This is a genomic window from Natrononativus sp. DTA114 (genome assembly GCF_059736515.1).
This window is the reverse complement of record NZ_JCASSN010000003.1, coordinates 779,205-805,908: the sequence shown is the minus strand read 5'-3', so window position 1 is coordinate 805,908 and position 26,704 is coordinate 779,205. Positions and strand designations below refer to the sequence as shown.

Sequence of the window (26,704 nt, the reverse complement as noted above, 5' to 3'; positions counted from 1 at the left end):
GACGGCGCTCACTGTACCCCGCGGCGGTACTGAATCGGCCACTCCCGGTTCGCGTCCTCGCGGCCCAGCGCCTCGGCCGCGTGGAGTCCGAAGTACGGATCCCGGAGGAACTCGCGACCGACGAGAACCAGGTCCGCCCGACCGTTTCGCACCAGGGCGTCGGCCTGTTCGGGCTGGGTGATGCCGCCGACGGCACCGACGGCGACGTCGGTCCGCTCGCGGATCTCTTCGGCAAGGGGAACCTGGTTGTTCGGACCCGGTTTGGCCTGCTGGGCCGGGTGGATACCGCCGGAGCTGACGTCGATGAGGTCCGCGCCCAGGTCAGCGAGTTTCTGAGAGAGCGCCACCGACTCCTCGAGCGTCCACGAGTCGTCGAACCCGTCGACGCCCTCGAGCCAGTCGGTGCCCGAGATGCGGACAAACACGGGGAGGTCGTCGGGCCAGACCGCTCGGACCGCCGCCGTCACCTCGCGAACGAGTCGGGTGCGGTTCTCGAAGCTCCCGCCGTAGTCGTCCTCCCGACGATTGGTCACCGGCGAGAGGAACTCGTGGAGCAGGTAGCCGTGGGCCGCGTGGACCTCGGCGATTTCGAAGCCCGCCTCGAGGCTTCGCTCGGCTGCCGCCCGGAAGGCGTCGATCACGGCCTCGATATCCTCCGGATCCATCTCGCGGATCGCCGGCGGCTCGGCGTCGTAGGGGTAGGCCTCGGGCGAGGGCGAGAGCACCTCCCAGCCGCCCGCGTCGGGGGCGATCGGCTCGTTGCCCTCCCACGGTTTCGTCTTGCTCGCCTTGTGGCCCGCGTGGGCGAGCTGGATCGCCGGCACCGACCCCTGCTCGCGGATGAACTCGGTGATCGGCTCGAGCGCCGCGGCCTGTTCGTCGGTCCAGATTCCCAGGTCGTGGGGCGTGATCCGCCCGCGTGCCTCCACGGCGGTCGCTTCGGTCATCACGATACCCGCGCCCCCGACGGCGCGGCTGCCGAGGTGGACGCGGTGCCACTCCGTCGGCAACCCGTCGGGCTCACAGGAGTACTGGCACATCGGCGAGACGGCGATCCGGTTCGGAATCTCCAGGTCCCGAATGGTGTACGGCGAGAACAGATGGGTCATCGCACGAGTATCGTGCCCGCCGATCAAAAACCGCCTCGAACGGCGACGCCCTTGCCGGGGATGTGAGTCGACTGCCACCGACCCGGTAATCCACGACGGACGCCGGTCGCCGCCGCTTTAGCCCTTGCCGGCGAACGCCGAGTATGACACCCATCGATCCGTTCGACGAGACGCCCGTCGTGATCGGAATGGTCCACCTGCCGGCGCTGCCCGGCTCTCCGGGCTCCGAGGGAGACCGGGGCGCGATCCGCACCCGTGCGCTCGAGGACGCCGCCACCCTCGAAACCGGCGGCGTCGATGGCCTGATCCTCGAGAACTTCGGCGATTCGCCGTTCTATCCCGAGGACGTCCCGAAACACGTCGTCGCCGATATGGCGGCGCTGGCGACCGCGGTCCGGTCGGCGGTCGATGTCCCGGTCGGGATCAACGTCCTGCGAAACGACGCCGAAGCCGCGCTCTCCGTCGCCGGGGCTGCCGACGCCGACTTCGTCCGGGTCAACGTCCACGCCGGCGCCGCGGCGACCGACCAGGGCGTACTCGAGGGCCGCGCCCACGAGACGGTCCGTCTGCGCGAACGGATCGCCCCCGAGGTCGCGATTCTGGCGGACGTCCACGTCAAACACGCCACGCCGGTCGGCGAGACGAGCCTCGAGGGGACCGCCGTCGAAACCGCAGAACGCGGTCGTGCCGACGGCGTCATCGTTTCGGGCACCGGAACCGGCGCGGAGGCCGCGCTCGAGGACGTCGAACGGGTTTCGAACTCGCTCGAGGGACTCGGGACACCGACGTTCGTCGGCAGTGGCGTCACGGCAGGGACGATCGGGGACTGGCTCGAGGCGGGGGCCGACGGCGCCATCGTCGGCACGGCGCTCAAGGAGGGCGAGGAGACGACGAATCCGGTTTCGCTCGAGGCAGTGCGCGCGGTCGTCGAGGCGGCCGCCGATCGGTAATCGTTCGGCGAGTTCACTTTCACCCCATACCGGCCGGCTATCGGCGCTGGGCGCGTCGAGACGATCGATGAAGGTCGAGATTCTCGGCACGGCGATCGAACTCGAGGGCTCGCGACTCGAGGCCGACCCCGATGCGATCCGCGAACAGCTACGCGAGTACGAGCGTGGGGAGCGGTGCACGTTCGATCTCGCCGTCTCCTATCCGGACTCGTTTACCGGCCGCGTGATGGCGGCGATGGCCGAAATTCCGTACGGCGAAACTCGGACCTACGGCGACCTGGCGGCGGGCCTCGAGACCGCGCCCGTTGCCGTGGGATCGGCCTGCGGGCGCAACCCGGTTCCGATCGTCGTCCCGTGTCACCGGGTCGTCGGTGCGGATTCCCTCGGCGGCTTTTCGGCGGGCGGCGACGACGCATTGGGATTCAAACGGCGGTTGCTCGAGCACGAGACTCGAGTCCTCCAGGAGGGGCGAACCGACGAGCGCGGAGCGACGATTAGGGTTATCGAGCCGTGAGCGTACTCCGGCGAAAACGCCGTTACCGTTATCGCGGGTCGGGGTCGTCGCCGGCGCTCTCACCGGCCTCGAGCGTCGACAGCGTCGAAATTCGGGCGTTCTCCTTGATGTGAATCCCGCCGTCGGCGACCGAGAGCGGCATCAGCGGGAGGTGCGAGCGCACTCGCAGCGACGGGTGCGAACAGCCGCGAGCGAGCAGTTCGTTTCGGGGCTGGACGTACAGCGGCTCGTCTGCGGTGAGAAACTCGTTGTACTGACAGACGTACCGGCCGCCCTCGAGTTCCCACCACTCGTACTCGTCGTCGGGGTCGCGCGGGTCGGTCGCCACCGGTTCGAGATCGGCGTCCGCGAGTTCGTCGCCGCCGAAGTCGATACTCCCGGGGCCGACGACGCGGTAGATCGCACTCACCGTAAGATCGACGCCGCCCTCGTGGACCTGCGTGGGCTCGTACACCAAGTTGTCGACGTGCTCGGAGAGAGGGGTATCTGCGGACATCTGGATGGGGGAACGTGAGCGAACGACAAAAAACGTCTCACTCGAGTGGCGGATTTCCGCGAGGATTCGCGTTGCACAACGGTGATTGTCCTCGGCGAGAAACGGCGCCTATGAACGTCACCACGGACCGCCTCCGAGCCGACCTGGAGGCGAACGCCACCTTCGGAGATATCGATGCGCGGAACGGTCGTGGCCGGACCGTCCTCGCGGGGACGGAGGCCAACCGGCAAGCGCGGGACGCCCTCGTCGACCGACTCGAGGACGCCGGCCTCGCGGTCGCAGTCGATGCGGTCGGCAACATCACCGGCACCTGGACTCCCGAGAGCGCCGGCCCCGACGCCGCGCCCGTCGCCTCGGGGAGCCACCTGGATTCGGTCCCGGAGGGCGGCATCTTCGACGGTCCACTGGGCGTTTACGGCGCGCTCGAGGCGGTTCGGATGATCCAGGAGTCGGACGTCGAACCCGACCGCCCGATCGCGGTCGTCTGTTTCACCGAGGAGGAAGGGGCCCGCTTCGGCGGCGGCCTCCTGGGATCGTCAGTGGCGACGGGCCGCCGCGACGTCGACGACGCGCTCGCGCTGACCGACGACGAGGGGATGGCCCTCGAGCGGGTGCTCACCGATATCGGCTACCGCGGAACGGGCCGCCTCGACGCCAGTCAGTGGGACGCGTTCGTCGAGCTCCACATCGAACAGGACAGCCGCCTCGAAGAAACCGAGGTCCCGGTGGGCGTCGTGACGACGATCACCGGAATCGCACACGCGACCGCCCGATTCGTCGGCGAGGCAGACCACGCGGGGACGACGGCGATGGACGACCGCACCGACGCGCTCGCGGCGGCCAGCGAGTTTGTCCTGGATCTCGAGCGGAGCGGTCGGGAGTACGCACGGTCCGACTCCGGGACCGCCGTCGCCACCGTCGGAAAATGTGTGGTCACGCCGAACGCGACGAACGTCGTCCCCGGCGAGGTCGAACTCGGCGTCGACGTCCGGGACGTCGACTACGAGACGATGAACCGCATTCTCGAGTGCGCCTCCCGAAGCCTCGAGCGGATCCGCGAGGAGCGCGGCGTCGTGACGTCCGTTTCGCGCGAACTCGACGTCGAACCGGCACCGATGAGCGACCGCTGCCAGGACGCCCTGCACGCCGGCGCGAAGACGGCGGGTGCCGACGCGCTCTCGATGCACTCGGGGGCCGCCCACGACGCGTTGAACGTCTCGCGGGTCACCGACGCCGGGATGCTGTTCGCCCCGTCGCGAGACGGGCTGTCGCATACGCCCAGAGAGTGGACCGACTGGGAGGACTGTTCAACCGCCGTCGAAACCCTCGCGAACGCGCTGGCGCGACTCGCGACCGACGGCGGCGCCGAAACCAGCTGAGGCGGGTCGTGGTCGTCGGGTCCATTGAAACCACACGACTCCACGAGTGACCGACGAGACGGGCGACGCGCTCGAGATCGAGGGGATCGACGAAATTGCCGCACTCTCGAGCACGGTGAGATCGAGGACCGGGTTGTCATCACGCCCTGAAGCGGTACCGTTTACGAGTTCCGGACCGAACCGCCGGTGATGACCGACGACGCCGACCGGAAACGCGAGAGCGCCGACGCCTTCGGGGCGGCGACCGATGCCTACCTGGAGAGCGACGTCCACCGCGAGGGCGCCGACCTCGAGCGCTTGGCGGCGTGGTGTCGGGAGGCCGACGTCGCGCTGGACGTCGCGACGGGTGCGGGTCACACGGCCGGTGCGGTCGCCGCTGCTGGGGTTCCGACCGTCGTAGCGGCCGACGCCGCACCCGAGATGGTCGCCACCGCGGTGGAGGCGTTCGACGGCCTCCGCGGCGCGGTCGCGGACGCGGAGCGGCTCCCCTTCGCCGAGAGCACGTTCGACGCCGTGAGCTGCCGGATCGCCGCCCACCACTTTCCCGACCCCGAGGCGTTCGTCGCCGAGGTCGCCCGCGTGCTCCGACCGGGCGGGACGCTCGCGCTCGAGGACAACGTCGCCCCCGAAGACGAGGCGCTGGCGGCGTTTATCAACCGCGTCGAGGGGCTTCGCGATCCGACCCACGCCGAGGCCCACCCGACGAGTCGGTGGCGGGAGTGGCTCGAGCGCTACGGCTTCGCCGTCGAGGCAGTCGACCATCTCCACAAACCGCTCGAGTTCGATAACTGGGCCGACGCGCAGTCGCTCGAGGGCGCCGACCGAGAGCGCGTCGAGCGGCTGCTACTCGAGGCGTCCCCCGAGGCGACGTCGACGTTCCGCATTCGGGTCGACGACGATTCGGTCCGGTCGTTCGCCCCGCGAAAGGTGCTGATCAGGGCGGCGCGCCTCGACCGCTGACGCTGTCGCCGCGACCCCGACTACTATGCTCCGAGGCGCGTACAGTCGGCCATGTCGGTACTGACAGACGATATCGGTCGATTCGTTCGTGCGGCGGGACCGGAACCCGACGAAATCCTGCGGGAGATGGACGCCTACGCCGAGGAACAGGGGTTTCCCCACGTCGGTCCGGAGGTCGGGGGATTCCTCCGGCTACTGGCCCGGATGACCGACGCCGAGCGGATCTTCGAGTTCGGCTCCGGCTACGGCTACTCCGCCTACTGGTTCGCCGAGGCGCTGCCCGAGGGCGGCGAGGTCGTCCTGACAGAGGTCGACGAGGACGAACTCGAGATGGCCCGCGAGTACATGACCGGGGGCGGCTACGACGACCGCGCTCGGTACGAACTCGGCGACGCGATGGAGACGATCGAACGCTACGACGGCCCGTTCGACGTCGTTCTGATCGACCACCAGAAACACCGTTATCGGGACGCACTCGAGGCGGTAAAGCCGAAGGTTCCGGTCGGTGGCGTCATCGTCGCGGACAATGCCATGAAGGCGGGGATCATTCAGTTCGAGAAGTTACTCGAGATCGCCGAAGGCGGGGTGCCCGCCGACGTCAACGAACACACGCGGGGGGTCGCGGACTACCTCGAAGCCGTTCGCGCCGATCCCGACTTCGAGACGGTGGTACTGCCGCTCGGGGAGGGAATCGCGGTGAGCTACCGGATCGGCTGAGAGAGGCGCGCCGCCCTGAATCGCCGTCGGTGCCGATCAGAGTTCGAGATCTTGCTCGAGAACCTGCTCTTCGGGCGCCTCGGCGGTCGAACTGGCGGCGTACTCGCGAAAGCCGAGAAAGGTCGTCGCCGCACACGCGCCCAGGAGGAACGTCCACGTCAGTCCCGTGAGACCGGTGTGAACGGCGCCGCTGGCCACGGGGGCGGCGGACGAAACCGTCCCGAGCCCGACGATGTGGGCAGCCGCGATCACGAGAAACGGGAGCCAGAGCCCCAGCGAGAGTATTGCTAGCCGCTTGCGCGAGACGTTCCGTGCGTACCGGGCCAGGCCGTAGACGCCAGCGACGGCAAACGTGGCGGCCGCAACGCCTTCGAAATCGGTACCGATGGAGGTGTTTGCTACGCCAGCGACGGCAAAGAGCGCGAGCGAGGCTGCGAGCAGGAACCGTTCTGACCGCGTGATGGTCGAAATCACGTCGTGCACTACTATTGGTGGCACGTTCACACGAGTGCACAAATACTTACTGGGTAGTCGGCGTTCTATCGGGCGGTTTCCGTGCCATTTGGTCACACGCGCCGTTCGTCATCTTTTAAAATGCGCTCCTCCGGCGACGGTCCGCCGGGGTGGATACCGTAGCTGGCGAGCCCGCACAGCACCGTAATCGTGACCGCACAGAGAACCAGCGCACCGGCGACCGCCTCGACCGTCGTAGTGAGCACCGGCCCGTCGATGGCCTCGCTGACCGCCGTTGCGGACTCGGTCGCGGGCGCCGTCACCACTGCGTACGGGATGAACGCCGCGACCGCGAGCAGCCACCATCGCTTCGTGGCCAGTTGGAGGGACTCGAGACTTCGCTCACTGAGGTGGCTCGCTATTCCAGCGAGTCCCGCAGCCATCAGGAGGATTGCAGGTGCCGTTCGAGGGGAGAACACAAATCCGTCATTAACTGCGACGCCGGCGGCGACGGTCGCGACGGAAACGACGAGCGTCGGCGGTGATACGCGAGCGAGCGTTCGATTCATCGATGAAACGGGATAGGCCGCAACCCTACAAAGCTCTCGCGACTTGCGCTCGGCCGTCGGGAAGGAATGCGTTGGTTGGCCGGCGCCGCCGAACAACAAAGAACGTATTACCGGCTACGACAAGACGAACCTGAGAAGGATGCGGAACGCGACCGAGCGAGTTTCGACCTGGTGCCGACCGACCGTCCGCCGGACGACCGGAGCCGCGGCCAGAACGCCGCGTTACGGACGGCCCCGGAGGGACCCATGCTAGCGACCCTCTGGAAGCGCTACGTCGCGAAGCGTCCGGACCGGTACCAGGCGTACGTCGCCTTTCCGGCAGATCGAAAGGGACCGTCCGCCGGCAGCGTTCACGACCGTATCGACGAACTGGAGCGCGTCTTCGAGGGTAAACTCGACGTGTACGCGCGCGTCTCGAGCCTGGCGGTCGTCACCGACCGCGTCCCGTCGGAGCAGTTCGACGTGACGGCGTTCGAAAGCGCACTCGACCGAATCGAAAGCTGTTACGCCGACACCCACTCGCTCGCACGTCTCGAAAAGTGGCGCACGATCGACGGTCGCCTCGTCAAATCCTACGTCGTCGTCCCGGTCAAGCCGCTGTTTCCACGCGCCGAGACGGACCGGTCGAAGCCGCTCGAGTCACCGGCCGACTGAGCGGCAATCTCGCTCAGTCGTCCTCCGCCCCCGGTCCGGGTTCGGAGCCGGGTTCGCTTCCGCTCCGGCGGTCGGTGCCCGTGTCCCTGCTTCCGCGGCTCCCGCGTCGCCCCTCCTCGTTCGGCGTGACCGCCGCCGTTCGTCCCATCCAGCGGTCGATGTTGTCCGCGACGTAGTCCTTGCCGCCCCAGCCGAAGGCGACGCCGACGCCGATCGCCACGGCGGCGGCCAGTCCCCACGCGAGCGCCTGCGCGAAGACGTACAGGATGCCGACGTCGATCCCCATCGTGTCGAGACCGATGACGAGCGCAGTGAAGTAGAGGAAGATCCTGGCACCGTTTGCGAACCAGCCCGTGTACGCGGTCTGGGTCGCCGCTCGCGTTCGCTCGATGATGTCACCGATGAAGTCGGCGACGACGAACCCAAGCACGATGACGAGCAGGCCCGCGATGAACGCCGGCAGGTAGGAAACCGCCGTCGCGATCCACTCCGAGAGGGTTGGTATCGCCAACGCGTTCGCCGCCGCGAGAATGGCGAGCGCGTAGACGAACCACTTCGCGAGTTTGCCGAACGCGCTCGAGACGGCTCGTTCCGTCCCGCCCAGAATCCGCCCGATCGGGGTCTCGAGGACCATCCGGTCGAGTTCGACGCCGTCGGCGATCCGCCGAACGACGCGGCCGGCGAGCCGGCCGATTATCCAGCCGATGAGGAGGATAACCAGCGCGCCGACCAACCGCGGGAGGAAGACGACCATATCCGCGACGGGGTCTTGCAACCATTCTGGAACCTGTACTTGCTGGAGAGGATACTGTCGTACCATACGGCTCACTCGTGGGCTGTCGCCGGCCTTCGTAATGCTGTGGCTATCCAAATATCAGAAATATATCAACGGCTTTTCCGAAGTCGGCCCGTCGTTGAACTCTCTATTACGAGGAATTGCAGGATCGGCGAACTCTAGCTGATCGGTCTACGTGTTCGCCGACATACTAACTCGAGCGGTGGCTCGGTTCCGCCGAGACCGCGGTTCCGGTGGCCGTTAAAAAATATTTCCCGCCAATATATCATGTGACTGTCGTACGCGCCGACGGCTCGAACTCTCGAGGTCGCCGGAAGGTCGGCTCACCTCTCTGTCCGCCCGACTGTCCGTCGCGACGACCCGTTTCACCTCCGCTGCGGCGCGACCGCTCCCGAAGCGGACACAAAGTGGCCGAATGAGCGGTCGTCGCGGTTGTGCGCGTCGACTCGCCGGCGAATCGTTGGCGCCGGATCACGCCTCCCGTTCCCGCCGTTCGGACGCTCCCGGCGGGTTCGTTTCGGCCCGAACTCGCGCTCGCGGGTAATGGGCGATTGCTCGAACGGGCGCCGCCGTTCCGGTCGCGCTGTTTCGTCGGCCTACCGGCCGCTTCGCGGCTGCGGATCGACGTGCGGGGTCGGCAACAGCGCCTCGAAGGGCTGGTCGTCGAGCCACTCGAGCAGCGCGACGAGCTGATCGGTCGCGGCGTCGAACAGCCGCTCGCCGATCTCGGGGGTAGCCTGGGTCTGGTCGCCGAGCACGCCGTTGTCGGTGTTCTCGATCGCGTCGTAGCGTACTCGCGCGCCGTGGACGCTCATCACGTCCGCGTGGAACTCCGTGAGCCCTCCGTCGCGAGCGTCCTCGAGTCGGTCCTCCCGGACCAGTTCACGGGCGATGTGCATGATCATTGCCGTCTCCTTCGGGCCGCCGTGGGGACCGGGGGTCTCGAAGCTCTCGGCGATGAGTTCGGGGATCGACTCGTCCCACATCCACTCACACGCGAAGGCGACGCCGTCGTCGCGCAGTCGCCGCCCCACCTCTCGGAGGTGGACGATGTTCCCGCCGTGGGCGTTGACGTAGACGATCCGGTCGATACCGTGGTAGGTGAGGTTGCGCGAGAGGTTCTCGACGAAGTCGCGAAACACCGGCGGATCGACCCACATCGTGCCGTGGAACTGCCGGTGGTGGGGGCTCACGCCGATCGTGATCGGCGGCGTACAGAGGTGACCGGTTCGGTCGGTCGCCGCGCGGGCGAGCGCCCGGGCGATCATGTAATCGGTTCCCTCCGGGAGGTGCGGACCGTGCTGTTCGGTCGAGCCGAGCGGAACGACGGCGACCGACTCGGAGCCGACGTACTCCGAGAGATCGGGCCACGTCTGGTGGGGGAGGTACATACGGAACTCCTTCGCCCACGGCGGCAAAACCCTGTGGATCTCACCGCTCGAGGGATCGATCCGGCGCCGAAGTCGGCTCGATGATAAGGCTTAATATTCTACTGGCACCGAGTTATTACATGGCAGTCGTCAGCGTCTCCATGCCGGACGAACTCCTCGAGCGTCTCGACCAGTTCGCGAACGAGCACGGTTACACCGGACGTAGCGAGGTCGTTCGGGAGGCCTCGCGCAACCTCCTCGGCGAGTTCGAGGACACCCGCCTCGAGGACCGCGAACTCATGGGCATCGTCACGGTTCTGTTCGACTACGAGACCACCAGCGTCGAAGAGCGGATGATGCACCTGCGCCACGAGCACGAGTCGCTGGTCGCCTCGAACTTCCACAGTCACGTCGGCGACCACTACTGCATGGAGCTGTTCGTCCTCGAGGGAAGCCTCGAGGAGATCTCGACGTTCGTCGGGAAAGTGCGTGCGACGAAGGACGCGCTCACCGTCGACTACTCGGTGACGCCGGTCGATAGCTTCGACCCGCTCTCCCAGCACGAGTAACGACCCGTCGTCGATCTCGGCTCGACCAATCGTTACCAGAGCGCCTAGCTTTACTATTTTGGGCTCGAAGGCCCTACACGAGAGACGATGTCTTACAGGAAGGTCAACTACGAGGAGGTCGAGCAGGTCTCGAGCGCGATGCACTTTCTGTCGGACCCGCTCGAAACCGAGCAGGTCGGAGTGACGTTCGCCCGCTGTGATCCCCACTGGAACAGCCAGCCCCACGATCACACCGACAACGAACACGAGGAGATCTACGTGCTCATCGAGGGCGGCGCGACCGTCGTCATCGACGACGAACCGGTGGAGATGGAAGCTGGCGACGCGGTGTGGATCTCGCCGGAGTCGACACGCCAGATCAGAAACGGCGACGAGGAGAGCGCGTTCGTCCTCGTGAGCGCGCCGAGTATCGCAGATAGCAACGGCGACGACGGCGAGTGGCTGCTCAACGGCTTCGCTGGCTGACAGCCCGATCCTCGAGGCACCCGACTCGAGCGCATCGGGCCGCCGCCCGAACCGACTGTCACATGTACTCGAAACACCACGCCATCCTCTCGCTCGCGATCGGCGGCGCGGGCGCAATCGCGCTGGCGCCGATCACCGCCACTGGCTACGCGGTCCATCCGGTACTGCTTGCGGGATATGCCGTTGCAGTCGGCGTGTTCATCGATCTCGACCACTTCCTCATCGCCCGGTTTCGAACCGGTAACTGGGACTCGCTTCGGTTCTGTCTTCGCCATCCGATTCGCGCGTTCACCGATCAGGATCGTATTTTCGACCGGGGAGACGTCGGCGCGCTCTCGAGGCTGCTGAGCCACCTGGTGCTCACCGGGGTGGCACTTCCGCTCCTGGCCCTCCTCAGTGTTCCCCTCGCGGTTCTCACCGGCGCGGTTCTCTACGCCCACATCGTCAGCGACGTCTGGTGGGACATCCGTCGCCATCGACGGGGGGAGGAGGTGGTCCTCGTCCACGACGCCCTCGAGTAACGGCCAGGTGCATCACCCGACCGACGCCTCACCGGTGATCGAACACGCGCGTGACCTTCCCGACTTCCGTCCGCTCGAGGCCGCCGAACGGCACGACCTCGAGTTCGTCGACGGTGACGTCTAACACCTCGTCGAGTCGGCGCTCGATGCGCTCGCGCAACTCGTCGGGGTCGCCGTCGAACGACTCGTGGTGCTCGACGGTGATCTCCATCGTGTCGAGGCTCCCCTCGCGGTAGAGGTCGATCCGGTAGTGGGGGGCGACGTCCTCGAGGTCGAGCATCACCGCCTCGATGCTGCTCGCGTAGACGTTCACCCCGCGGACGATCAGCAGGTCGTCGACGCGGCCGCGAACGTTGTCCATGCGAACCATGGTGCGCCCGCAATCACACGTCTCGTACGTCAGGCTGGTCACGTCGCCGGTGCGGTACCTGAGTACGGGGAGGGCTTCCTTCGTGAGCGAGGTCAGGACGAGTTCGCCGCGCTCGCCCTCCTCGAGCGGTTCGCCGGTTTCGGGGTCGACGACCTCGGGGAGGAAGTGATCCTCCCAGACGTGCAGCCCGTCCTGGGCCTCGGCGCACTCGACGGAGACGCCCGGTCCGATGAGTTCGGAGAGCCCGTAGATGTCGACCGCCGTCACCCCGAGCGCGTTCTCGATCTCCTCGCGCATCGGATCGGTGAACGGCTCGGCGCCGATCACCACCGTCGAGAGGGGGAGATCGCGGACGTCGACCCCCGCCTCGTCGGCCCGTTCGGCGAGATACAGACAGTAGGAGGGTGTACAGCCCATCGCGTCGCTTCCCAGGTCCTCGAGCAGCTCGATCTGGCGGGCGGTGTTGCCGCCGCCGGTCGGGATCACGGTCGCGCCCAGTTCCTCGACCCCGTCGTGAAAGCCGAGACCACCCGTGAAGAGCCCGTAGCCGTAGGCGTTCTGGAACGTCTGCCCCGGCCGGACGCCGGCGGCGTACAGCGACCGGGCCATCACCGTAGACCAGACCTCGAGGTCGGCCTCCGTGTAGGCGACGATTTTCGGTTTCCCAGTGGTTCCGGATGAGGCGTGGATTCGCAACACCTCTTCGTCGGGGATCGCGAACAGACCGTTCGGGTACTGGTCGCGAAAGTCCTCTTTCGTGGTGAAGGGAAGCCTCGAGACGTCGTCCGGGGAGTCGATGTTGGCCGGCGACACCCCTGCCTCGTCCATCGCCTCGCGGTAGAAGTCGACGTTCTCGTAGGCCCGCTCGACCGTTTCGCGGAGCCGGTCCCCTTGCAGCGCCCGAAGTGATTCCCGGTCCGCGCGTTCGATGTCGGTGTAGACCATTCTCACGTGAGTGAGTACCACCCATCGTAAAAAGTCATGCGGGCGTTCGGTCGACGGCGCCTCGAGTTACACCGGTTCCACGGGCGGGTTACGAGGTTCCACGGGCGGGCTACGAGAAATCACCGAGTGCCGACTGTCCGGCGGATCCCTCGTCTCGCTCGGACCCGGTCCGCTCGCGGGTCGACGGAGCCGAGTCGGCGCCGGCCTCCTCGAGGTCTCCTGCCGACCCCCACCCTTCGAGACTCGCCTGATCGCTCTCGGCGAACTCGAGGTTCGCCACCCGAACGCCGAGTTTGCGAACCGGGACGTCTTCGAACTCGGCGAACAGGTCGCGGGCGATTTCGTCGACGAGGTCGGGGTCGTCGACGGGTCCCGGCAGCGACCGCTCGCGGGTGTTCACGTCGAACGGCGGCGTCACCGCCTTCACGCCGACGGTTCGGTACAGCGCACCCTCGCGGGTGGCCCGCTCGGCGACGGCCGCCGCGAGGGTTTCGACCCGGTCGTACTTCGGCTCCGGCGTCTCGACGGCCTCGGCGAACGCCGACTCCCGCGAGAAGCTCTTGGGCAGCCCCTTCGGCTCGACCCGCCGGTCGTCGTCGCCGCGGGCGCGGTCGTACAGCTCTCGGCCCCGCTCGCCGAAGCGATCCTCGAGGGCTCTCGCGTCGGCGCTGGCGACGTCGGCGGCGGTCTCGAGGCCCATCGACCGCAGTTCGCGAGCCGTCACGGGGCCGACGCCGTGGAGGAGGTCGACCGAAAGCGGGGCCAGAAACGCCCGGACTGAGCCGGGTTCGACCACTGTGAGCCCGTCGGGCTTCTCGAAGTCGCTCGCGATTTTGGCGGCGCTCATCGTCGGCGCGACGCCGATGCTGACGGTGACGCCCACCTCCCGCCCGATGCGATTTTTCACGTGGCGGGCGAAGCCGTCGGCGACCTCCCAGCCGGTTCGATCCGTGACGTCGAGGTAGGCCTCGTCGATGCTCACCTCCCGGACGACGTCGGCGCAGTCGTGCAGGATCTCCCGGACCTCCCCGGCGACGGACTGGTAGTACTCCATGTCGACGGGGCGGTAATGGCCGCTCTCCTCGAGGTCGATCTCGGGGTCGTCTTCCGCGTCGACACGTCTGGGCAGGCGCTCGAGCGCCGTCGAAATCGCCTGTGCGCTCTCGACGCCGAACGCCCGGGCCTCGTAGCTCGCGGTGGCGACCGCGCCGACGGTTTCACCGGGTTCGTAGCCCATGCCGACGACGACCGGTTCGCCCTCCAGGCCGGGCTCCCGCAGCCGCTCGCAGGAGGCGTAGAAGCAGTCAGCGTCGACGTGGAGGACGATCCGATCCTCGCCCTCGCGTTCGTCGACACCCGGAAGTCGCGGTTCGTCCTGCATGGGTTCGTGTTTGGGTGGAACGTACGCGCGTAGGGGACGTGAACGTTGTGTCCCGGTCTCGGGTCCGCCGCGCCCTCGGATCGGCGTCGGTGAAATCGTTCTTTGAGCTTGCTGAAGGCACTTATCCGCAGACGAACTCTCACGAGTATGAACCGACGAACGTTCGTCGCGGCGGCCGGGGTCGGCATGACCGCGACGGTGGCCGGATGCGTGAGCGACGCCAACCCGAGCAGCGGCTCCGATCCGTCCGATGACGACGAGAACGACAGTTCCGACGAGTCCGACGACCTCGTGTACGCCATTTCGCTCGAGGACGACTCTCTCGAAGATATCGGCGAGTTCGCAACCCTCGAAGTCGAGCTCGTCGACCCGCACGTCGAACCCGACTCGCCGGCGGTGCTCGAGGCGACGCTTACGAACACCACCGACGCAGCGGTTTCGGCCTCCTCGGGCGCGCCGTGGCCGTTCGGCGTTCTCTGGGCGGAGCCGGCCGACGGCGGCGAGCCGATTACGCTCTGGACCGACGCCTACGAGGAGAGCGGCCACGTCGGCACCGACGGCAAGCACGTCCGGGGCGTCCAGGACATCGGGCTGGTCGAGGAACTCGAGGGCGGCGGGTCGGTAACCGAAACCTACGAGATCCACGAGGAGACGCGCAATCTCGCGGCGGGAACCTACGAGGCGTCGATCACTTGTAGGATTGAACCCGAAGGCGAAGGCGAGAGCGAGGGGCTCGCTGTCGACCTCGTGCTTACCGCCGGGGAAGGTGACGTCGAACCGGGCGGCGAGAACGGGGATGAAGACGAGGCCGTCGTTCCAGAAGAGCCCCGGATCGACGAGCCGCCGTACGAGATCGAAGAGCCGGAGATCCCGGGCGACTCCGAAGACGAGGACGACTGGAACGACCACTATCTGGGCGAACACATGCCTACGGAGCCGTCGCTCGAGTTCGAGGTGCTCGAGCGGGTTCGACTCGAGACGCTCGCGTTGTCTGTGAGGGACGACGACGGCGATCGGTACGCGATCCACCTGCTCGAGAACGAGGCCGAGCGCGACGAGCGAATCGATCTCGACGCAATGGACGCGGCTGACCGGGAGCCGCTCGAGAGCATCGACTTCGACGAACAGGTGCTCGTTGTCGTCGAATCCGGGTTCGGTTCCGGCTCTGTGGGCCACCGGTGGAACCGCATCGAAGGGGCGGAGGACGGACTCCACTGCCACGGCTACTACACGCAGCCGGTCGAACGGACCGCCGACTACACCTCCCGCGTCTCGACGCTGGCGGTCGACCGACCCAACGACGGCACCCTCGAGGTAGCCCGCGCGAGCCTCACCGTCGGCACGGAGACTCGAGTCCATTTCAATTCGACGGAAGGGGCGGTGTCGACGGACACTGCAGACGACTAACACACCTTTCCTGCCGGGAGGGCCGCGTTTTAGACGGTCGTCTTCGAAACGGCGCGTATGGAGTACGACATCGATCGGTTCACCTCGAGACGCTCGACCGTCCACGCGAGTCGCGGGATGGTCGCGACCAGCCAGCCACTCGCCGCCCAGGCGGGGCTATCGATCCTGCAGGACGGAGGGAACGCCTTCGACGCCGCCGTGGCGACCGCCGCGGCGCTGAACGTCGTCGAGCCCACCTCGACGGGGCTCGGCGGCGACGTGTTCGCGCTCTACAGAACGGCGGACGGCGAGGTCGGCGCGATGCGCTCCTGTGGCGGCGCGCCCGCGGATGCGACGATCGAGAAGGTGAAAGCGTCCATCCGCGAGCAGGACGATCTCTCGGCGTGGTACCCCGAATCCCGCGGGTACGCCGTCGACGACGGCGAGGACGACGCGGAACTCGAGATGCCCTTCTTGGGACCGCACGCCGTCACGGTGCCCGGCACCGCCCGCGGCTGGGAGGCCACCGTCGAGGAACTCGGGCGCAAAGAGCTGGGGGAGGTGCTCGAGCCGGCGATCCACTACGCGACCGAGGGCTACCCCGTCTCGGAAGTGATTTCGTACTACTGGCAGGGTGCAAAGCAGCTCTTCACGGACGAGAACGCCCGCGAGGCGTACCTGTTCGACGGCGAGAGTCCCGACCCCGGCGAGATCGCGACGCTGCCGCGGCTGGGCGAGTCGATGCGGAAGATCGCCGAGGAGGGCGCGGACGTCGTCTACGAGGGGGAGATCGCCGAACAGATCGCAGACGAGATCCAGTCGAAGGGCGGCTTCATGACGGTCGACGATCTGTCGGCGTTCGAGCCGGAGTTCCTCGACCCGGTGAGCACGACGTACAACGGCGCGGAGATCTTCGAACTACCGCCGAACAACCAGGGACTGATCGCCCTCGAGGCGCTCAACATCGCCGAGGAGATCGGCGCGGGCGAGCACGACTACGACTCGCCCGAGCGGGTCCACGCGTTCGCCGAAGCGATGAAACTCGCGTTCGTCGACGGCCACCACTACATCACCGACCCCGAGTACGAGGAGGTGCCGCCGCTGGCCTCGAAAGACTATGCGAAAGAACGCGCCGAAGCGATCGGCGACTCGCCGATCCAGAACCCCGAAGTGGGCGTGCCGACGAAGGCAGCCGAGGACGCCGACACCGTGCTCCTGACGGTGGGCGACGAAGAGGGGAATCTGGTGTCGTACATCAACTCCCGGTTCGCCGGCTTCGGCAGCGGCCTCGTGGCGGGCGACACGGGAATCGCGCTACAGAACCGCGGGGCGTCGTTCTCGCTCGACCCCGAGCATCCGAACAGCCTCGAGGCGGGCAAGCGCCCGTTCCACACGCTCGTCCCCGCCATCGCGAAGTTCGACGAGGACGACTGGGCCGCCTTTGGCGTGATGGGCGGCTACATGCAACCCCAGGGTCACCTGCAAGTGATCTCGAACCTGGTCGACTACGGAATGGGCGAACAGGAAGCCCTCGACGCGCCCCGCTGGCGCTACCGCGAGGAGGGAACCCTGGCGGTCGAGGAGCGCTTGCCGAACCAGACGGGCCTCGTCCGAACGGGCCACGACGTGCGGATCCTGCCGGCGCCGCTGTTCGGCGGCGCACAGCTCGTTCGCCGGCGGGGGGAGACGCTGTCGGGCGCGACCGAACCGCGAAAGGACGGCGACGTCGTCGGCTACTGATCGCGAGTCAGCGGCCCAGCTGCCCTCGCACCCAGGCCACGCCGCTTTTCAGCGCCGATTTACGGGTGAGTTCGTCGATCTCGCCTCGAGTCAGCTCGAAGTCGAAGATGTCGATGTTTTCGACGAGGTGGTCCCGGCCCGTCGCCTTGGGGATCGTAACGACGTTCTTGTGCTGGATCGCCCACCTGAGGGCGACCTGTGCGGGCGTCTTCCCGTACCGGTCGCCGATCTCGGTGGCCGTCTGGTCACGAACGATGCCGCCGTGGGCCAGCGGGCTGTAGCCGGTGAGGAGGACGTCTTCGGTCTGGCAGTACCGGAGCAGTTCGCGCTGTGGTTCGAAGGGGTGAAACTGCACCTGGTTCGTGAGGATCGGTCCCTCGGCGGCCGCTCGAGCGGCCTCGAGCCGCGGGACGGAGAAGTTGCTCACGCCGATGTGGCGAGTCACCCCCGCATCTCGCAGGCGGTTCAACGCGGCCATCGTCTCCTCGATGTCGACCAGCGGGTTCGGCCAGTGAAGCAGGAGGAGATCGACGTACTCGACGCCCAGTCTGTCGAGGCTGTCGGTCGCGGACCGGATAACGTCGTCGTACCGGGCGTTCCGGCCGTACACCTTCGTCGTCAGGAACACCTCTTCCCGCGGAACGTCCGACGCGCTCAGGGCGATTCCGATATCGCGTTCGTTGCCGTACTGTTCGGCCGTATCGACGTGTCGATACCCCACCTCGAGTGCGGTCTCGACGGCTCGTCGGCAGGGTCCACCGGTGAGGCGCCACGTGCCAAGACCGACGGCTGGAACCGCCGTGTCACCGATCGAAACGGACGGGACGGTCATGGGTGTTGTTTCGTCGGTCACCGCCAAGTACCGCCCGCCCGATTATTCATCCGACACAGCCGTCCGACCGGGCGGCGGTTTTTTGCCGTTCGCGGCCCGAACACTCCTATGACTGGGGATTCCTCCGGAACGGCGCCGTTACGGGTGTTGACGGCGGGATCTGCGTGGGTGCACGCGTCGACGACGGGACTCGAGAGCGACGGGACGATCGTCGAGCGACGACTCGCCGTCAGACCGGCGTCGGCGGACGACTCCTCGGAGGCGAACGGGAGGCGGGGTGACGCGATCGACTGCGTGCTCACCGACGACCTCGAGGTGGTCACCGACCTGAGTGACGACTACCCGGTCGTCTTCGCGGTCGAACAGCTCTCCGAGACGGCCCTCGAGGACGCCCTCGAATCGGGAGCCGCGGAGGTGGTCACTCGTTCGGACTGTGGCCGAACCTCTCTCCTTCGAAACCGTCTCGATCGAGCGGTCCGCTGTGCTGAGGAGCGTCGGTCGGCCGCAGACAGCGATGCGTGGTACCGGTCGCTCCTCGGGCACTCCTCGACCGTACTCGTCGTCCTCGACGAGCGCGACCGGCGGCGGTACGTGAGTCCGGCCGCCGAAGGGGTCGTCGGCTACGATCCTGCCGACCTGGTCGGCGAAGCGGCCACGAGCGGTGTTCATCCGGACGATCGCGGGTCAGTTCGAACGGTCCTCGAGCGCGTCCGAGCGGAAGGGGGCGGTGCAACGGCAACCTGCGAGTACCGGTTTCGACACGCGGACGACTCCTGGCGCGTTCACGAGGCGGTCGTTACCGATCGGCGCTCGGACCCGACCGTCGACGGGATCGTGGCCTCGATCCGGGACGTGACCGACTACCACCGGGTCGAGCGGGAACTGAACGAGGCGTTCGAGCGCGTCACCGACGCGTTCGTCTCTCTCGACAGCGAGTGGCGCTTTTCGTACGTCAACGACCGTGCGGAGGAGATCCTCGGCCACGACGAGTCGGCCCTGCTCGGACGCACGTTCCTCGAGGTGTTCCCCGAGGCTGCCGACACCCCGTTCGAGGCGGAGTCGATCGCCGCGATGAAGAGTCAGGAGCCCCGGACGATGGAGGCCTACTACGAACCGTACGATACGTGGATCGGGGCACGAATCTTTCCGTCGGAGTCGGGGATGTCGGTGTACTTCAGGGACGTCTCCGAACGCGTCGAGCGCGAACAGCGGTTCGCCGAACGCACCGAGCGCCTCCAGACGCTGGTCGAGAACGTCCCGATGATACTGTTCGCGCTGGATCGCGACGGAACGTTTACGCTCTCGGAGGGGCGCGGCCTCGAGGCCATCGGCCAGGACGGTGGAGAGGTGGTCGGCCAGTCGGTGTTCGACGTGTTCGACGACCAGTCGGCCATCGCTGCCGATGCCAGACAGGCGCTCGACGGTGACCCGGTTCACTCGACGCGCCACGTCGGTGGCCGCGTTTTCGAAACCTGGTTCCGGCCGATCACCCGGGAAGGGGCCCTCGAGCGGGTGATCGGCGTCTCGGTCGACGTCACCGACAGAGTCCAGTACGAACAGACGCTGAACGCCCTTCACGAAGCGACTCGCCACCTGCTGTCGGTCGACTCGAAACAGGCCGCCTGTGAGTACATCGTCGACGTCTGCGCCGACGTGCTCGATCTCACCGGCGCCGTGGTGTATCGGTTCGACGAGCAGGAAAACGAACTCGTGCCGGCGGCGTACTCAGCGGACCTCCCCGAGACCGTGGGTCCGCCGCCCCGGTTCCAACCGAACGAGAGCATCACGTGGCAGGTCTTCGTCGACGAGGAGCCTGCGCTGTTCGCGGACGTCAGAGAGGCGGAGCACGTGTACAATCGGGACACCGATATCAGGGGAGGGCTATACGTCCCGTTCGGAGAACATGGAGTTCTCGCCGCCATCTCGACGGAGGTCGGACGATACGACGAGACGACGTTCGAACTCGCACAGCTGTTCGCAACGACGGCCGAGGCCGCCCTCGACCGGATCGGGCGGAGCCAGCGGCTCTCCGACCGCGAGCGCGAACTCAGACGACAGAACGAACGCCTCGAGTCACTCAACCGGGCGAGTCGCTTCAGGGAGGAGATCGAGGCGCTCCTGTTGCGCGCGGACTCCCGCAGTGAGATCGAACAGGGTATCTGCGATCAGCTGTCCGAACTCGAGGAGTGTGCCTTCGCCTGGGTAGGCGAACCCGACCCCGGTGGCAATCAGGTGCTCCCGCGGGCGACCGCGGGTGCCGGCCACGGCTATCTCGAGACCGTGACGGCGACGATCGTCGACGACCCGGAGGCCGAACCCGCCGGACGGAGTGCTCGAACGGGCCAGCCGACGAGCGAGCGGAACGTCGCCAGTTCGCTTCGAAAGGGAAGCTGGCGCGGTGAGGCGCTCTCGCGTGACTTCCAGTCGGTGTACGCGGTGCCGCTCGTCCACGGCGGATTCCTCTACGGCGTTCTCACCGTCTACTTGAATCGCCGTCACGGGTTCGACGAGGAGTTCCGATCGATGCTCGCAGAACTGGGCGAAACGATCGCCTACACGATTCAGGCGGTGCAACGAAAGAACACGCTCCGCAGCGACGAACGAACGGAAATCGAACTCGCGGTCGACGACGACTCCGGACTCGCCGCGCTCGCGACTCATCTCGAAGCGACGGTGACGCTCGAAGGAGTAATTCCCCGAACCGACGAGGCGACGGTCGTCTTCGCGAGCGTCGACGGCACGCTCGAAGACGACGATATCACCGGCATCGACGGTAACGTGCAGGCAACGGTGATCGCCGTAGGCGAGGATCGAACGATCGTACAACTGCAGGAGGAACGACCGTTCCTCGGAGCGGTCGTCGACAGCCACGGTGGGATCCTCCGGGAGTTCGTCGTCACGGACGCCAAGGCGCGAGCCGTAATCGACGTTCCACGTGCCGTCGAGATCCGCGAACTGCTCTCAGGAATTACCCGTCGGGGGCTATCGGTATCGCTGCTCGCCAAACGCGAGTACTCACGGGACGGCACCGGTGACGACGCGATCGGACGGCCGTTCGAGCCGTCGCTGCTGGACGAACTCACGGACCGACAGCGCGAGGTCGTCCAGACGGCGTACCACGGTGGGTTCTTCGAGTGGCCGCGACCGACGACGGGCGAGGAGATCGCCGCGTCACTCGACATCTCCCCGCCCGCGTTCCACAATCACGTCCGGACCGTCGAGCGAAAACTCTTCCAGGCGCTGTTCGATACCACGAAGCGGGTTAACTGATTAACCCCCCCTCGGTAGTACCCCTTACACAGTTAACGATCAGGCTCTTTATCCACCCTCGAGAAGCTATCCTCGTCTTCCCGATAGAGGGGGGTTCCGTCCACCAATGACCGACACCGCACCACACCCATCACAGGTGACCAGCGACCGATACGCCGTCCAGTACGATCGACTCGACGACGAACCGCTCAGCGTCGCGATCGTGGACGCCGTTGCTGCGTTCACCGGCACCAACATCACCGACCTCGAACCGCTCCACTATACGATCAACGCCGACGCGCTCGAGCGACTGTTCGAACCGCGAGCGGAGGGACTCCGATCCGACGGCTCCGTCACGTTCGAGTACACCGACTGTCTCATTACCGTCACCGCTTCCGGCGAGATCACCGTTCGAGACGCATAACGCCCGTCGATCGGCTCCACGAGCGACGCCGCGGCAGTCGGACGCCCGCTCGTGGACACCGGCTGTCGGCCAGTTCAGGCCAGTTGCTTATCCCCGGGAGGGGACAAGCCGTTCGTATGAGCCAGTCGACACGTCGCCTGCTGCTCCGTGGCGGAAGCACCGTCGTGTTCGCGGGGTTCCTCATCGGCTGGACCATCGGACTCGTCGATGCGACCCGCGTCACGCGGGCTGAGGCCGCGGTGTTTCTCGTCCTCCTCCTGGTCTTTCTGGGGACGTTCGTCGGCTTTCTGCTCGAGATTCGGCGAACGGAGTCGGTCTGAGTCCGTCGCCTGGAGATGATCCGCCGCCTGGAGAACGTGATCGGCGTTCGCGTACAAAGAGGGGCAGAACTGCCAGTCACCGCCCGAACCATCGCGCTCAGGCGTCGTCGGGCGGTCCGGCGTCGTCGGGCGGTCCGGCGTCGTCGGGCGGTCCGGCGTCGTCGGGGGGCCCTGTATCGTCGTCTGGTGGGCCAGTATCGTCGTCTGAACCGGGATCGTCACCTGACCCAGGATCATCTCCGGACCCCGAGTCTCCGTCAGTAGCCTCGCTATCGTCTGTTTCCGACGGTTCCGCGTCGTCGCTGTCCGTCTCCGCAGACCCCGTTCCGTCACCGGTGGTGGCTCCGTCGTCGTCCGACTGATCGGTCTGCACGCCGGGACCGGACGGACCAGGATCGGAGCCGACGCCGAGCAGCGACCCAGCGAGAGCCACCAGCACACCGATCGCTAACAGCGCCAGGCCCGCTCCGACCAGATACTGGTTGACCCGGTTCACGGTCACTCGTCTCGCTCGAGGTGCTTTGCTACCCGGCTGTTAAGGTATGTCTTCGTGGAAACACCGTCCATCCGTACCGAAACGCCGCTTTTCCGTCACGTTTCTCGGCGACGTCGTCTCGAAGTTGCGGTTCGCAGACCCCACCTCGAGCATTGCCTGCAGAGAGAGTTCCCGATACAGCATTACGGAATGATTAAGGTCAGAATGAGTCGGTAGGAGTTGAACGAGGTCGAGGTTCTGCGAACGCGGTGAGCAAGTTCTCGGGCATCGTACAAATCCACCGAATCACATACCTGCCGCTCGCGAATGTGCTCGCGGCTAAGCAGAGTGGAGTTCTGCGAGGTCCAAACAGAGCTACGGCTGTTTCGAGGACAGAAGTGAGAAATTGAGGGGATTTGAACCACGGTCGCAGCGAAGCTGCTCCCTGATTCAAATCCCTCCTCGTTCATTACTCACCGCTCACGAAAATGTTCGCGGTGAGGAAATGGGGTCGGAGGGATTTGAACCCCCGATCGACTGATATCTCCGGTGCGCCTCGGAACTCCAGAGGGTCATCACACGGACACTGATCAGGTGTCCGATCAGTATATCAGTCTGGAGTGTCGTCCCGGGCGCGGTGCCTCTGGAGTCAGTCGCCATGCCTGGCTTGGCCACGACCCCTCGACAGTTCGTTGGTCGATCCGCCCTAAAGTGGTTTCGATTCGCTCACAGCCACGGCGCCCGCCCCTCGGTCGTCGTCGTATCGTCGCCGGGGTACGCCTCGCTCGAGCTATCGGAGTCGACGTCCACCGGCGACTCGAGCGGGCCATCGACGGATTCCTGACCGCCGTCGGTGAGCGTTCCGTCCGCGGTGGTGCTCTCGGCCGCGACCGTTCCGTCAGTGCCCGGGTCGAACGCGAACAACGCGGCGACGACGAGCACGGCGAGGGGGGCCTGGCCGAACGCCATCCCCATGATCGACAGCGGGAGGATACCGAGGGCGACGGCGCTCCCGAACCGGAACCGATCCAGGTCCATGTACTCGCGCAGGTACGGCCCGCCGAGGGCGACCCCCAGGGCGAACCCGACGCCGACCACCGCGGCGAGGGTCGCGTTGGCGACCAGCGCGGGGTCGTCCATCAGGACGAACTCGGCGCCCGAGGGGTCCAGGCTGGCGATCAAGCCCAGCCCGATGATCACGCCCGAACTCGGGAGGTACTCGCCGACGGTGGCGCTCGCTGTTTTCGCGGCGATCGCGAGGATTACGAGTGCGGCGAAGCGCTCGAAGATGACGGTGTCGATAACGCTCCCGATCGCGGGTGCGAGCGCCGCCTGCAGGGCCGCGAGCGCGATCAGCGGTATCCCGACGAGCAACACGACGCCGGCCTGCTGGCGGGGCGTCCCCTGCATCTCCGCGAGGATGACCGCGAGGGTCGCGCTCCCGCCGAAGATCAGGATGCCGACCTGAATTGCACTCATCGGGTCGGCGAGTCCGCCGGCGAGGATCAACGCAACGAAGATGCCGTCGATGAGCGGCAGCCCCATCACGAGGGCCAGCAGCCTCGCGTCGCCGCCGACCAGCCGCTCGAGGCGGAGGGCAACCGGGTGTTGTGACGTGCTCATCGATTACGATCGATGGCCATGACCCGAGGCCGAGGGGTGATGAGAAGCACGGTCACGGACGGTCTGGCGGGTAGCGAGCCAGTCCATCGGCCGTCGAATCCCTCGTGCTGTGAGTGGTACTGTAAATCCGAGTTTCCCGAGGAAAAACGCGGCGACGGAGTCGGAACTCGTCCGGCCAGCGGTACGGGTCTCGGCAGTACTCACAGCGTACATACTTCGATTGAACACGGCGCTGGCAATAAACGTTGTGTGGGAAACGGGCGCACGTTCCGATGGATTATCGGTAGATCCACTCGTTCGGTTAGAGAACCGTGCCGAATCCAGGCATGTACCATCATGTCTTGGTTTCCCATGGGCGGGGAGGGGAGAGTGTCGGACGATCGACGACCGGTTCGCCGCCGACTGAGAGTGAATGCCACGCTCGAGAACGCTCACTCGCAACGTTTTTTGCCGACGATTCCGGACAGTTTACATGGCGAACGACGCTCCCGGGCACGGGCACTATTCTACGAAGCTACAGGTACCGGAGGCACTGACGTTCGACGACGTGCTCCTTCGACCGAAGGAGAGCCGAGTCGAACCCGATCAGGCGGACCTCACCTCGAGGGTCTCCCGATCCGTCGAGGTTTCGATCCCGATCCTCTCGGCGGCGATGGACACCGTCACTGAGAGCGAGATGGCGATCGCGATGGCCCGCCACGGCGGGATGGGCGTTATCCACCGGAATCTGAACATCGACCAGATGGTCGAGGAAGTCTCGCGGGTGAAACGCGCCGACGAACTCATCATCCCCTTTGACGACGTCGTCACGGCCGATCCCGAAATGACCGTCACGGAAGTCGACGAGATGATGATCCGCGAGGGTGTCGGCGGCGCGCCCGTCGTCAACACGGGCGGCGAGGTGCTGGGAATCATCTCGAGTACGGACATCCGCCCGCACCTCGAGGTCGGCGAGAACGATCCGGTTACCGAGGCGATGACCGACGAGGTCATCACGGCTCCCGAGGACGTCGACGCTCGCGAGGCGTTCGAGCTAATGTACGAGCACAAGATCGAGCGCGTTCCCGTGGTCGACGACGAGAACCTGCTCGTCGGACTCGTGACGATGCAGGGGATCCTCCAGCGCCGCGAGTACAAACACGCCGCGCGCGACGAGCGCGACCAACTCCGCTGTGGCGTCGCCGTCGGCCCCTTCGAGACCGACCGCGCGGTCGCCGCCGACGAGGCCGGCGCGGACGTGCTCTTCATCGACTGCGCCCACGCGCACAACCTGAACGTCATCGACGGCGCTCGAGAGATCAAAGAGAGCGTCGAGGCGGACGTCGTCGTCGGCAACGTCGGCACCCAGGAGGCTGCCGAGGATCTGGTCGACTTCGCTGACGGGATCAAGGTCGGGATCGGCCCCGGTTCGATCTGTACGACTCGCGTCGTCTCGGGCGCGGGAATGCCCCAGATCACGGCCGTCGCCCAGGTCGCGGACGTCGCCCGCGAACACGACGTTCCCGTGATCGCAGACGGCGGCATCCGCTACTCCGGCGACGCGATCAAGGCGGTCGCCGCGGGTGCGGACGCGGTGATGCTCGGCTCGTACTTCGCCGGCACCGACGAGGCGCCCGGTCGCGTCGTCACGATGAACGGCAAGCGCTACAAGCAGTACCGGGGTATGGGCTCCGTCGGCGCGATGAAATCGGGCGACGCCGACCGCTATCTGAAGGACGACCCCGAGGACGACGAGGAGTACGTTCCCGAGGGTGTCGAAGCCGCAACGCCGTACAAGGGGACGCTCGAGTCCGAACTCCACCAGCTCGCCGGCGGTATGCAGTCGGGGATGGGATACGTCGGCGCGGAGACGGTTCCCGAGTTCAAGGAGCGCAGCGAGTTCGTCCGGGTTTCCTCTGCCGGCCAGGCCGAGGGACACGCCCACGACGTCGTCATCACCGACGAGGCCCCGAACTACTCGCCCGCGGACGAGTGAGCTTCGGTCTCGAAGCCGGACGAAACGGGTTCCGCACCGATTAAGGTCGTGTGCGGTGCAGACGACCGCATGGACATCGAGTCATTCTTCGAGGAGATGCCGTTCGCCGACCTGCTGGGCGTCGAGATCACCGACGCGGCCGACGGCCACGCCGAGGGCCGCCTCGAGATGCGCGAGGAACTCTCCTGGAACGCCGACCGGGTGATGGCCCACGGCGGCGTCACGTTCACGCTCGCGGATACGGTCGGCGGAGCGGCGCTCGTCTCGGTCGTCGATCAGCCGGTGCCGACGATCGATATGCGCATCGACTACCTCTCGGCGGGCACCGGCGACCTCTACGCCGAAGCCGACGTCGTACGCGTCGGCGGCGACGTGGGCGTCGTCGACGTCGAGGTCTACGCGAGCGACGACGACACGCTGATCGCCGACGCTCGCGGCGTCTACAAAACGGGATAACCGAAC

The 26,704-nt window shown here is 66.5% G+C and carries 27 protein-coding genes and 1 tRNA gene; 16 read left to right on the top strand and 12 right to left on the bottom strand.

The features are described from left to right. Positions 1 to 8 precede the first annotated feature (8 nt). Entirely contained in the window at positions 9 to 1,109 is a 1,101-nt protein-coding gene (locus tag AC6I6S_RS14300) for an NADH:flavin oxidoreductase/NADH oxidase (protein WP_497951034.1), read from the bottom strand. A gap of 143 nt (positions 1,110 to 1,252) precedes the next feature. On the opposite strand from AC6I6S_RS14300, the gene AC6I6S_RS14295 reads away from it, so the two are divergent. After that, a complete protein-coding gene (locus tag AC6I6S_RS14295) occupies positions 1,253 to 2,059 on the top strand; it encodes a BtpA/SgcQ family protein (protein WP_497951033.1) in 807 nt (268 codons plus the stop codon). 67 nt (positions 2,060 to 2,126) lie between these two features. After that, positions 2,127 to 2,573, top strand: a complete 447-nt coding sequence (locus AC6I6S_RS14290) for a methylated-DNA--[protein]-cysteine S-methyltransferase (protein ID WP_497951031.1) — start codon at positions 2,127 to 2,129, stop codon at positions 2,571 to 2,573. A 28-nt stretch (positions 2,574 to 2,601) separates the two neighbouring features. Here AC6I6S_RS14290 and AC6I6S_RS14285 read toward each other — a convergent pair whose 3' ends face one another. Beyond that, positions 2,602 to 3,069, bottom strand: a complete 468-nt coding sequence (locus AC6I6S_RS14285) for a dCTP deaminase/dUTPase family protein (protein WP_497951029.1) — start codon at positions 3,067 to 3,069, stop codon at positions 2,602 to 2,604. 110 nt (positions 3,070 to 3,179) lie between these two features. Between AC6I6S_RS14285 and AC6I6S_RS14280 the strand changes: the two genes are divergently transcribed. The 3 genes from AC6I6S_RS14280 to AC6I6S_RS14270 all read left to right on the top strand — a co-directional run bounded on the left by AC6I6S_RS14280 (position 3,180) and on the right by AC6I6S_RS14270 (position 6,125). Then, on the top strand, positions 3,180 to 4,448 hold the full coding sequence (locus AC6I6S_RS14280) for a M20 family metallo-hydrolase (RefSeq protein ID WP_497951028.1): 1,269 nt from the start codon (positions 3,180 to 3,182) through the stop codon (positions 4,446 to 4,448). 189 nt (positions 4,449 to 4,637) lie between these two features. Then, positions 4,638 to 5,408, top strand: coding sequence for a class I SAM-dependent methyltransferase (locus tag AC6I6S_RS14275; RefSeq protein WP_497951026.1), 771 nt, complete (start codon positions 4,638 to 4,640; stop codon positions 5,406 to 5,408). Between the two features lie 51 nt (positions 5,409 to 5,459). Then, positions 5,460 to 6,125 (top strand): O-methyltransferase, encoded by a 666-nt coding sequence (locus AC6I6S_RS14270; RefSeq protein ID WP_497951024.1) that lies wholly within the window; start codon positions 5,460 to 5,462, stop codon positions 6,123 to 6,125. 36 nt (positions 6,126 to 6,161) lie between these two features. On the opposite strand, the gene AC6I6S_RS14265 is transcribed toward AC6I6S_RS14270, so the two are convergent. Together AC6I6S_RS14265 and AC6I6S_RS14260 are read right to left on the bottom strand one after the other, a co-directional pair. Next, on the bottom strand, positions 6,162 to 6,608 hold the full coding sequence (locus AC6I6S_RS14265; RefSeq protein ID WP_497951022.1) for a hypothetical protein: 447 nt from the start codon (positions 6,606 to 6,608) through the stop codon (positions 6,162 to 6,164). 83 nt (positions 6,609 to 6,691) lie between these two features. Then, positions 6,692 to 7,147, bottom strand: a complete 456-nt coding sequence (locus AC6I6S_RS14260) for a DUF1467 domain-containing protein (protein WP_497951020.1) — start codon at positions 7,145 to 7,147, stop codon at positions 6,692 to 6,694. A gap of 171 nt (positions 7,148 to 7,318) precedes the next feature. Here AC6I6S_RS14260 and AC6I6S_RS14255 point away from each other — a divergent pair, with 171 nt between their 5' ends. Further along, positions 7,319 to 7,801 carry a hypothetical protein gene (locus AC6I6S_RS14255; RefSeq protein ID WP_497951019.1) on the top strand — a complete coding sequence of 161 codons (483 nt, stop codon included), beginning with the start codon at positions 7,319 to 7,321 and terminating at the stop codon, positions 7,799 to 7,801. 13 nt (positions 7,802 to 7,814) lie between these two features. On the opposite strand, the gene AC6I6S_RS14250 is transcribed toward AC6I6S_RS14255, so the two are convergent. After that, positions 7,815 to 8,621 (bottom strand): mechanosensitive ion channel family protein, encoded by an 807-nt coding sequence (locus AC6I6S_RS14250; RefSeq protein ID WP_497951018.1) that lies wholly within the window; start codon positions 8,619 to 8,621, stop codon positions 7,815 to 7,817. A 572-nt stretch (positions 8,622 to 9,193) separates the two neighbouring features. Next, positions 9,194 to 9,988, bottom strand: coding sequence for a creatininase family protein (locus AC6I6S_RS14245; protein WP_497951017.1), 795 nt, complete (start codon positions 9,986 to 9,988; stop codon positions 9,194 to 9,196). A gap of 119 nt (positions 9,989 to 10,107) precedes the next feature. On the opposite strand from AC6I6S_RS14245, the gene AC6I6S_RS14240 reads away from it, so the two are divergent. From AC6I6S_RS14240 to AC6I6S_RS14230, 3 genes are all read left to right on the top strand, one after another. Beyond that, positions 10,108 to 10,536, top strand: a complete 429-nt coding sequence (locus tag AC6I6S_RS14240) for a CopG family ribbon-helix-helix protein (protein WP_497951015.1) — start codon at positions 10,108 to 10,110, stop codon at positions 10,534 to 10,536. An 87-nt stretch (positions 10,537 to 10,623) separates the two neighbouring features. Then, the gene (locus AC6I6S_RS14235; RefSeq protein ID WP_497951014.1) at positions 10,624 to 11,001 is read left to right on the top strand and encodes a cupin domain-containing protein; all 378 of its coding nucleotides are present in this window, start codon (positions 10,624 to 10,626) and stop codon (positions 10,999 to 11,001) included. Between the two features lie 62 nt (positions 11,002 to 11,063). After that, a complete protein-coding gene (locus AC6I6S_RS14230; protein ID WP_497951013.1) occupies positions 11,064 to 11,522 on the top strand; it encodes a hypothetical protein in 459 nt (152 codons plus the stop codon). A 28-nt stretch (positions 11,523 to 11,550) separates the two neighbouring features. On the opposite strand, the gene paaK is transcribed toward AC6I6S_RS14230, so the two are convergent. Continuing rightward, a complete protein-coding gene (paaK, locus tag AC6I6S_RS14225; RefSeq protein WP_497951012.1) occupies positions 11,551 to 12,837 on the bottom strand; it encodes a phenylacetate--CoA ligase PaaK in 1,287 nt (428 codons plus the stop codon). Between the two features lie 109 nt (positions 12,838 to 12,946). Next, positions 12,947 to 14,218: a DNA polymerase IV gene (gene dinB / locus AC6I6S_RS14220; protein ID WP_497951010.1), complete on the bottom strand. Its 1,272-nt coding sequence runs from the start codon at positions 14,216 to 14,218 to the stop codon at positions 12,947 to 12,949. 147 nt (positions 14,219 to 14,365) lie between these two features. Between dinB and AC6I6S_RS14215 the strand changes: the two genes are divergently transcribed. Together AC6I6S_RS14215 and AC6I6S_RS14210 are read left to right on the top strand one after the other, a co-directional pair. Further along, positions 14,366 to 15,625: a DUF8130 domain-containing protein gene (locus AC6I6S_RS14215; protein ID WP_497951009.1), complete on the top strand. Its 1,260-nt coding sequence runs from the start codon at positions 14,366 to 14,368 to the stop codon at positions 15,623 to 15,625. Between the two features lie 57 nt (positions 15,626 to 15,682). Next, positions 15,683 to 17,344, top strand: a complete 1,662-nt coding sequence (locus tag AC6I6S_RS14210; RefSeq protein WP_497951008.1) for a gamma-glutamyltransferase family protein — start codon at positions 15,683 to 15,685, stop codon at positions 17,342 to 17,344. A gap of 7 nt (positions 17,345 to 17,351) precedes the next feature. On the opposite strand, the gene AC6I6S_RS14205 is transcribed toward AC6I6S_RS14210, so the two are convergent. Further along, positions 17,352 to 18,176, bottom strand: coding sequence for an aldo/keto reductase (locus AC6I6S_RS14205; protein ID WP_497951006.1), 825 nt, complete (start codon positions 18,174 to 18,176; stop codon positions 17,352 to 17,354). A 108-nt stretch (positions 18,177 to 18,284) separates the two neighbouring features. On the opposite strand from AC6I6S_RS14205, the gene AC6I6S_RS14200 reads away from it, so the two are divergent. From AC6I6S_RS14200 to AC6I6S_RS14190, 3 genes are all read left to right on the top strand, one after another. After that, a complete protein-coding gene (locus AC6I6S_RS14200) occupies positions 18,285 to 21,446 on the top strand; it encodes a PAS domain S-box protein (RefSeq protein ID WP_497951005.1) in 3,162 nt (1,053 codons plus the stop codon). 106 nt (positions 21,447 to 21,552) lie between these two features. Further along, a complete protein-coding gene (gene ddfA, locus AC6I6S_RS14195) occupies positions 21,553 to 21,849 on the top strand; it encodes a DdfA family disk-determining factor (RefSeq protein ID WP_497951004.1) in 297 nt (98 codons plus the stop codon). A 116-nt stretch (positions 21,850 to 21,965) separates the two neighbouring features. Beyond that, the gene (locus AC6I6S_RS14190) at positions 21,966 to 22,169 is read left to right on the top strand and encodes a hypothetical protein (RefSeq protein WP_497951002.1); all 204 of its coding nucleotides are present in this window, start codon (positions 21,966 to 21,968) and stop codon (positions 22,167 to 22,169) included. 97 nt (positions 22,170 to 22,266) lie between these two features. On the opposite strand, the gene AC6I6S_RS14185 is transcribed toward AC6I6S_RS14190, so the two are convergent. The 3 genes from AC6I6S_RS14185 to AC6I6S_RS14175 all read right to left on the bottom strand — a co-directional run bounded on the left by AC6I6S_RS14185 (position 22,267) and on the right by AC6I6S_RS14175 (position 24,267). Then, on the bottom strand, positions 22,267 to 22,665 hold the full coding sequence (locus AC6I6S_RS14185; protein WP_497951000.1) for a hypothetical protein: 399 nt from the start codon (positions 22,663 to 22,665) through the stop codon (positions 22,267 to 22,269). A gap of 485 nt (positions 22,666 to 23,150) precedes the next feature. Then, positions 23,151 to 23,325 (bottom strand) — tRNA-Trp (locus AC6I6S_RS14180). 45 nt (positions 23,326 to 23,370) lie between these two features. Continuing rightward, positions 23,371 to 24,267: a DUF5794 domain-containing protein gene (locus AC6I6S_RS14175; protein WP_497950998.1), complete on the bottom strand. Its 897-nt coding sequence runs from the start codon at positions 24,265 to 24,267 to the stop codon at positions 23,371 to 23,373. A 472-nt stretch (positions 24,268 to 24,739) separates the two neighbouring features. Here AC6I6S_RS14175 and guaB point away from each other — a divergent pair, with 472 nt between their 5' ends. Beyond that, the gene (gene guaB / locus AC6I6S_RS14170; RefSeq protein ID WP_497950997.1) at positions 24,740 to 26,242 is read left to right on the top strand and encodes an IMP dehydrogenase; all 1,503 of its coding nucleotides are present in this window, start codon (positions 24,740 to 24,742) and stop codon (positions 26,240 to 26,242) included. A 69-nt stretch (positions 26,243 to 26,311) separates the two neighbouring features. Further along, complete coding sequence (locus AC6I6S_RS14165; protein ID WP_497950995.1) at positions 26,312 to 26,698, top strand: PaaI family thioesterase; 387 nt, start codon at positions 26,312 to 26,314, stop codon at positions 26,696 to 26,698. Positions 26,699 to 26,704: the final 6 nt, after the last annotated feature.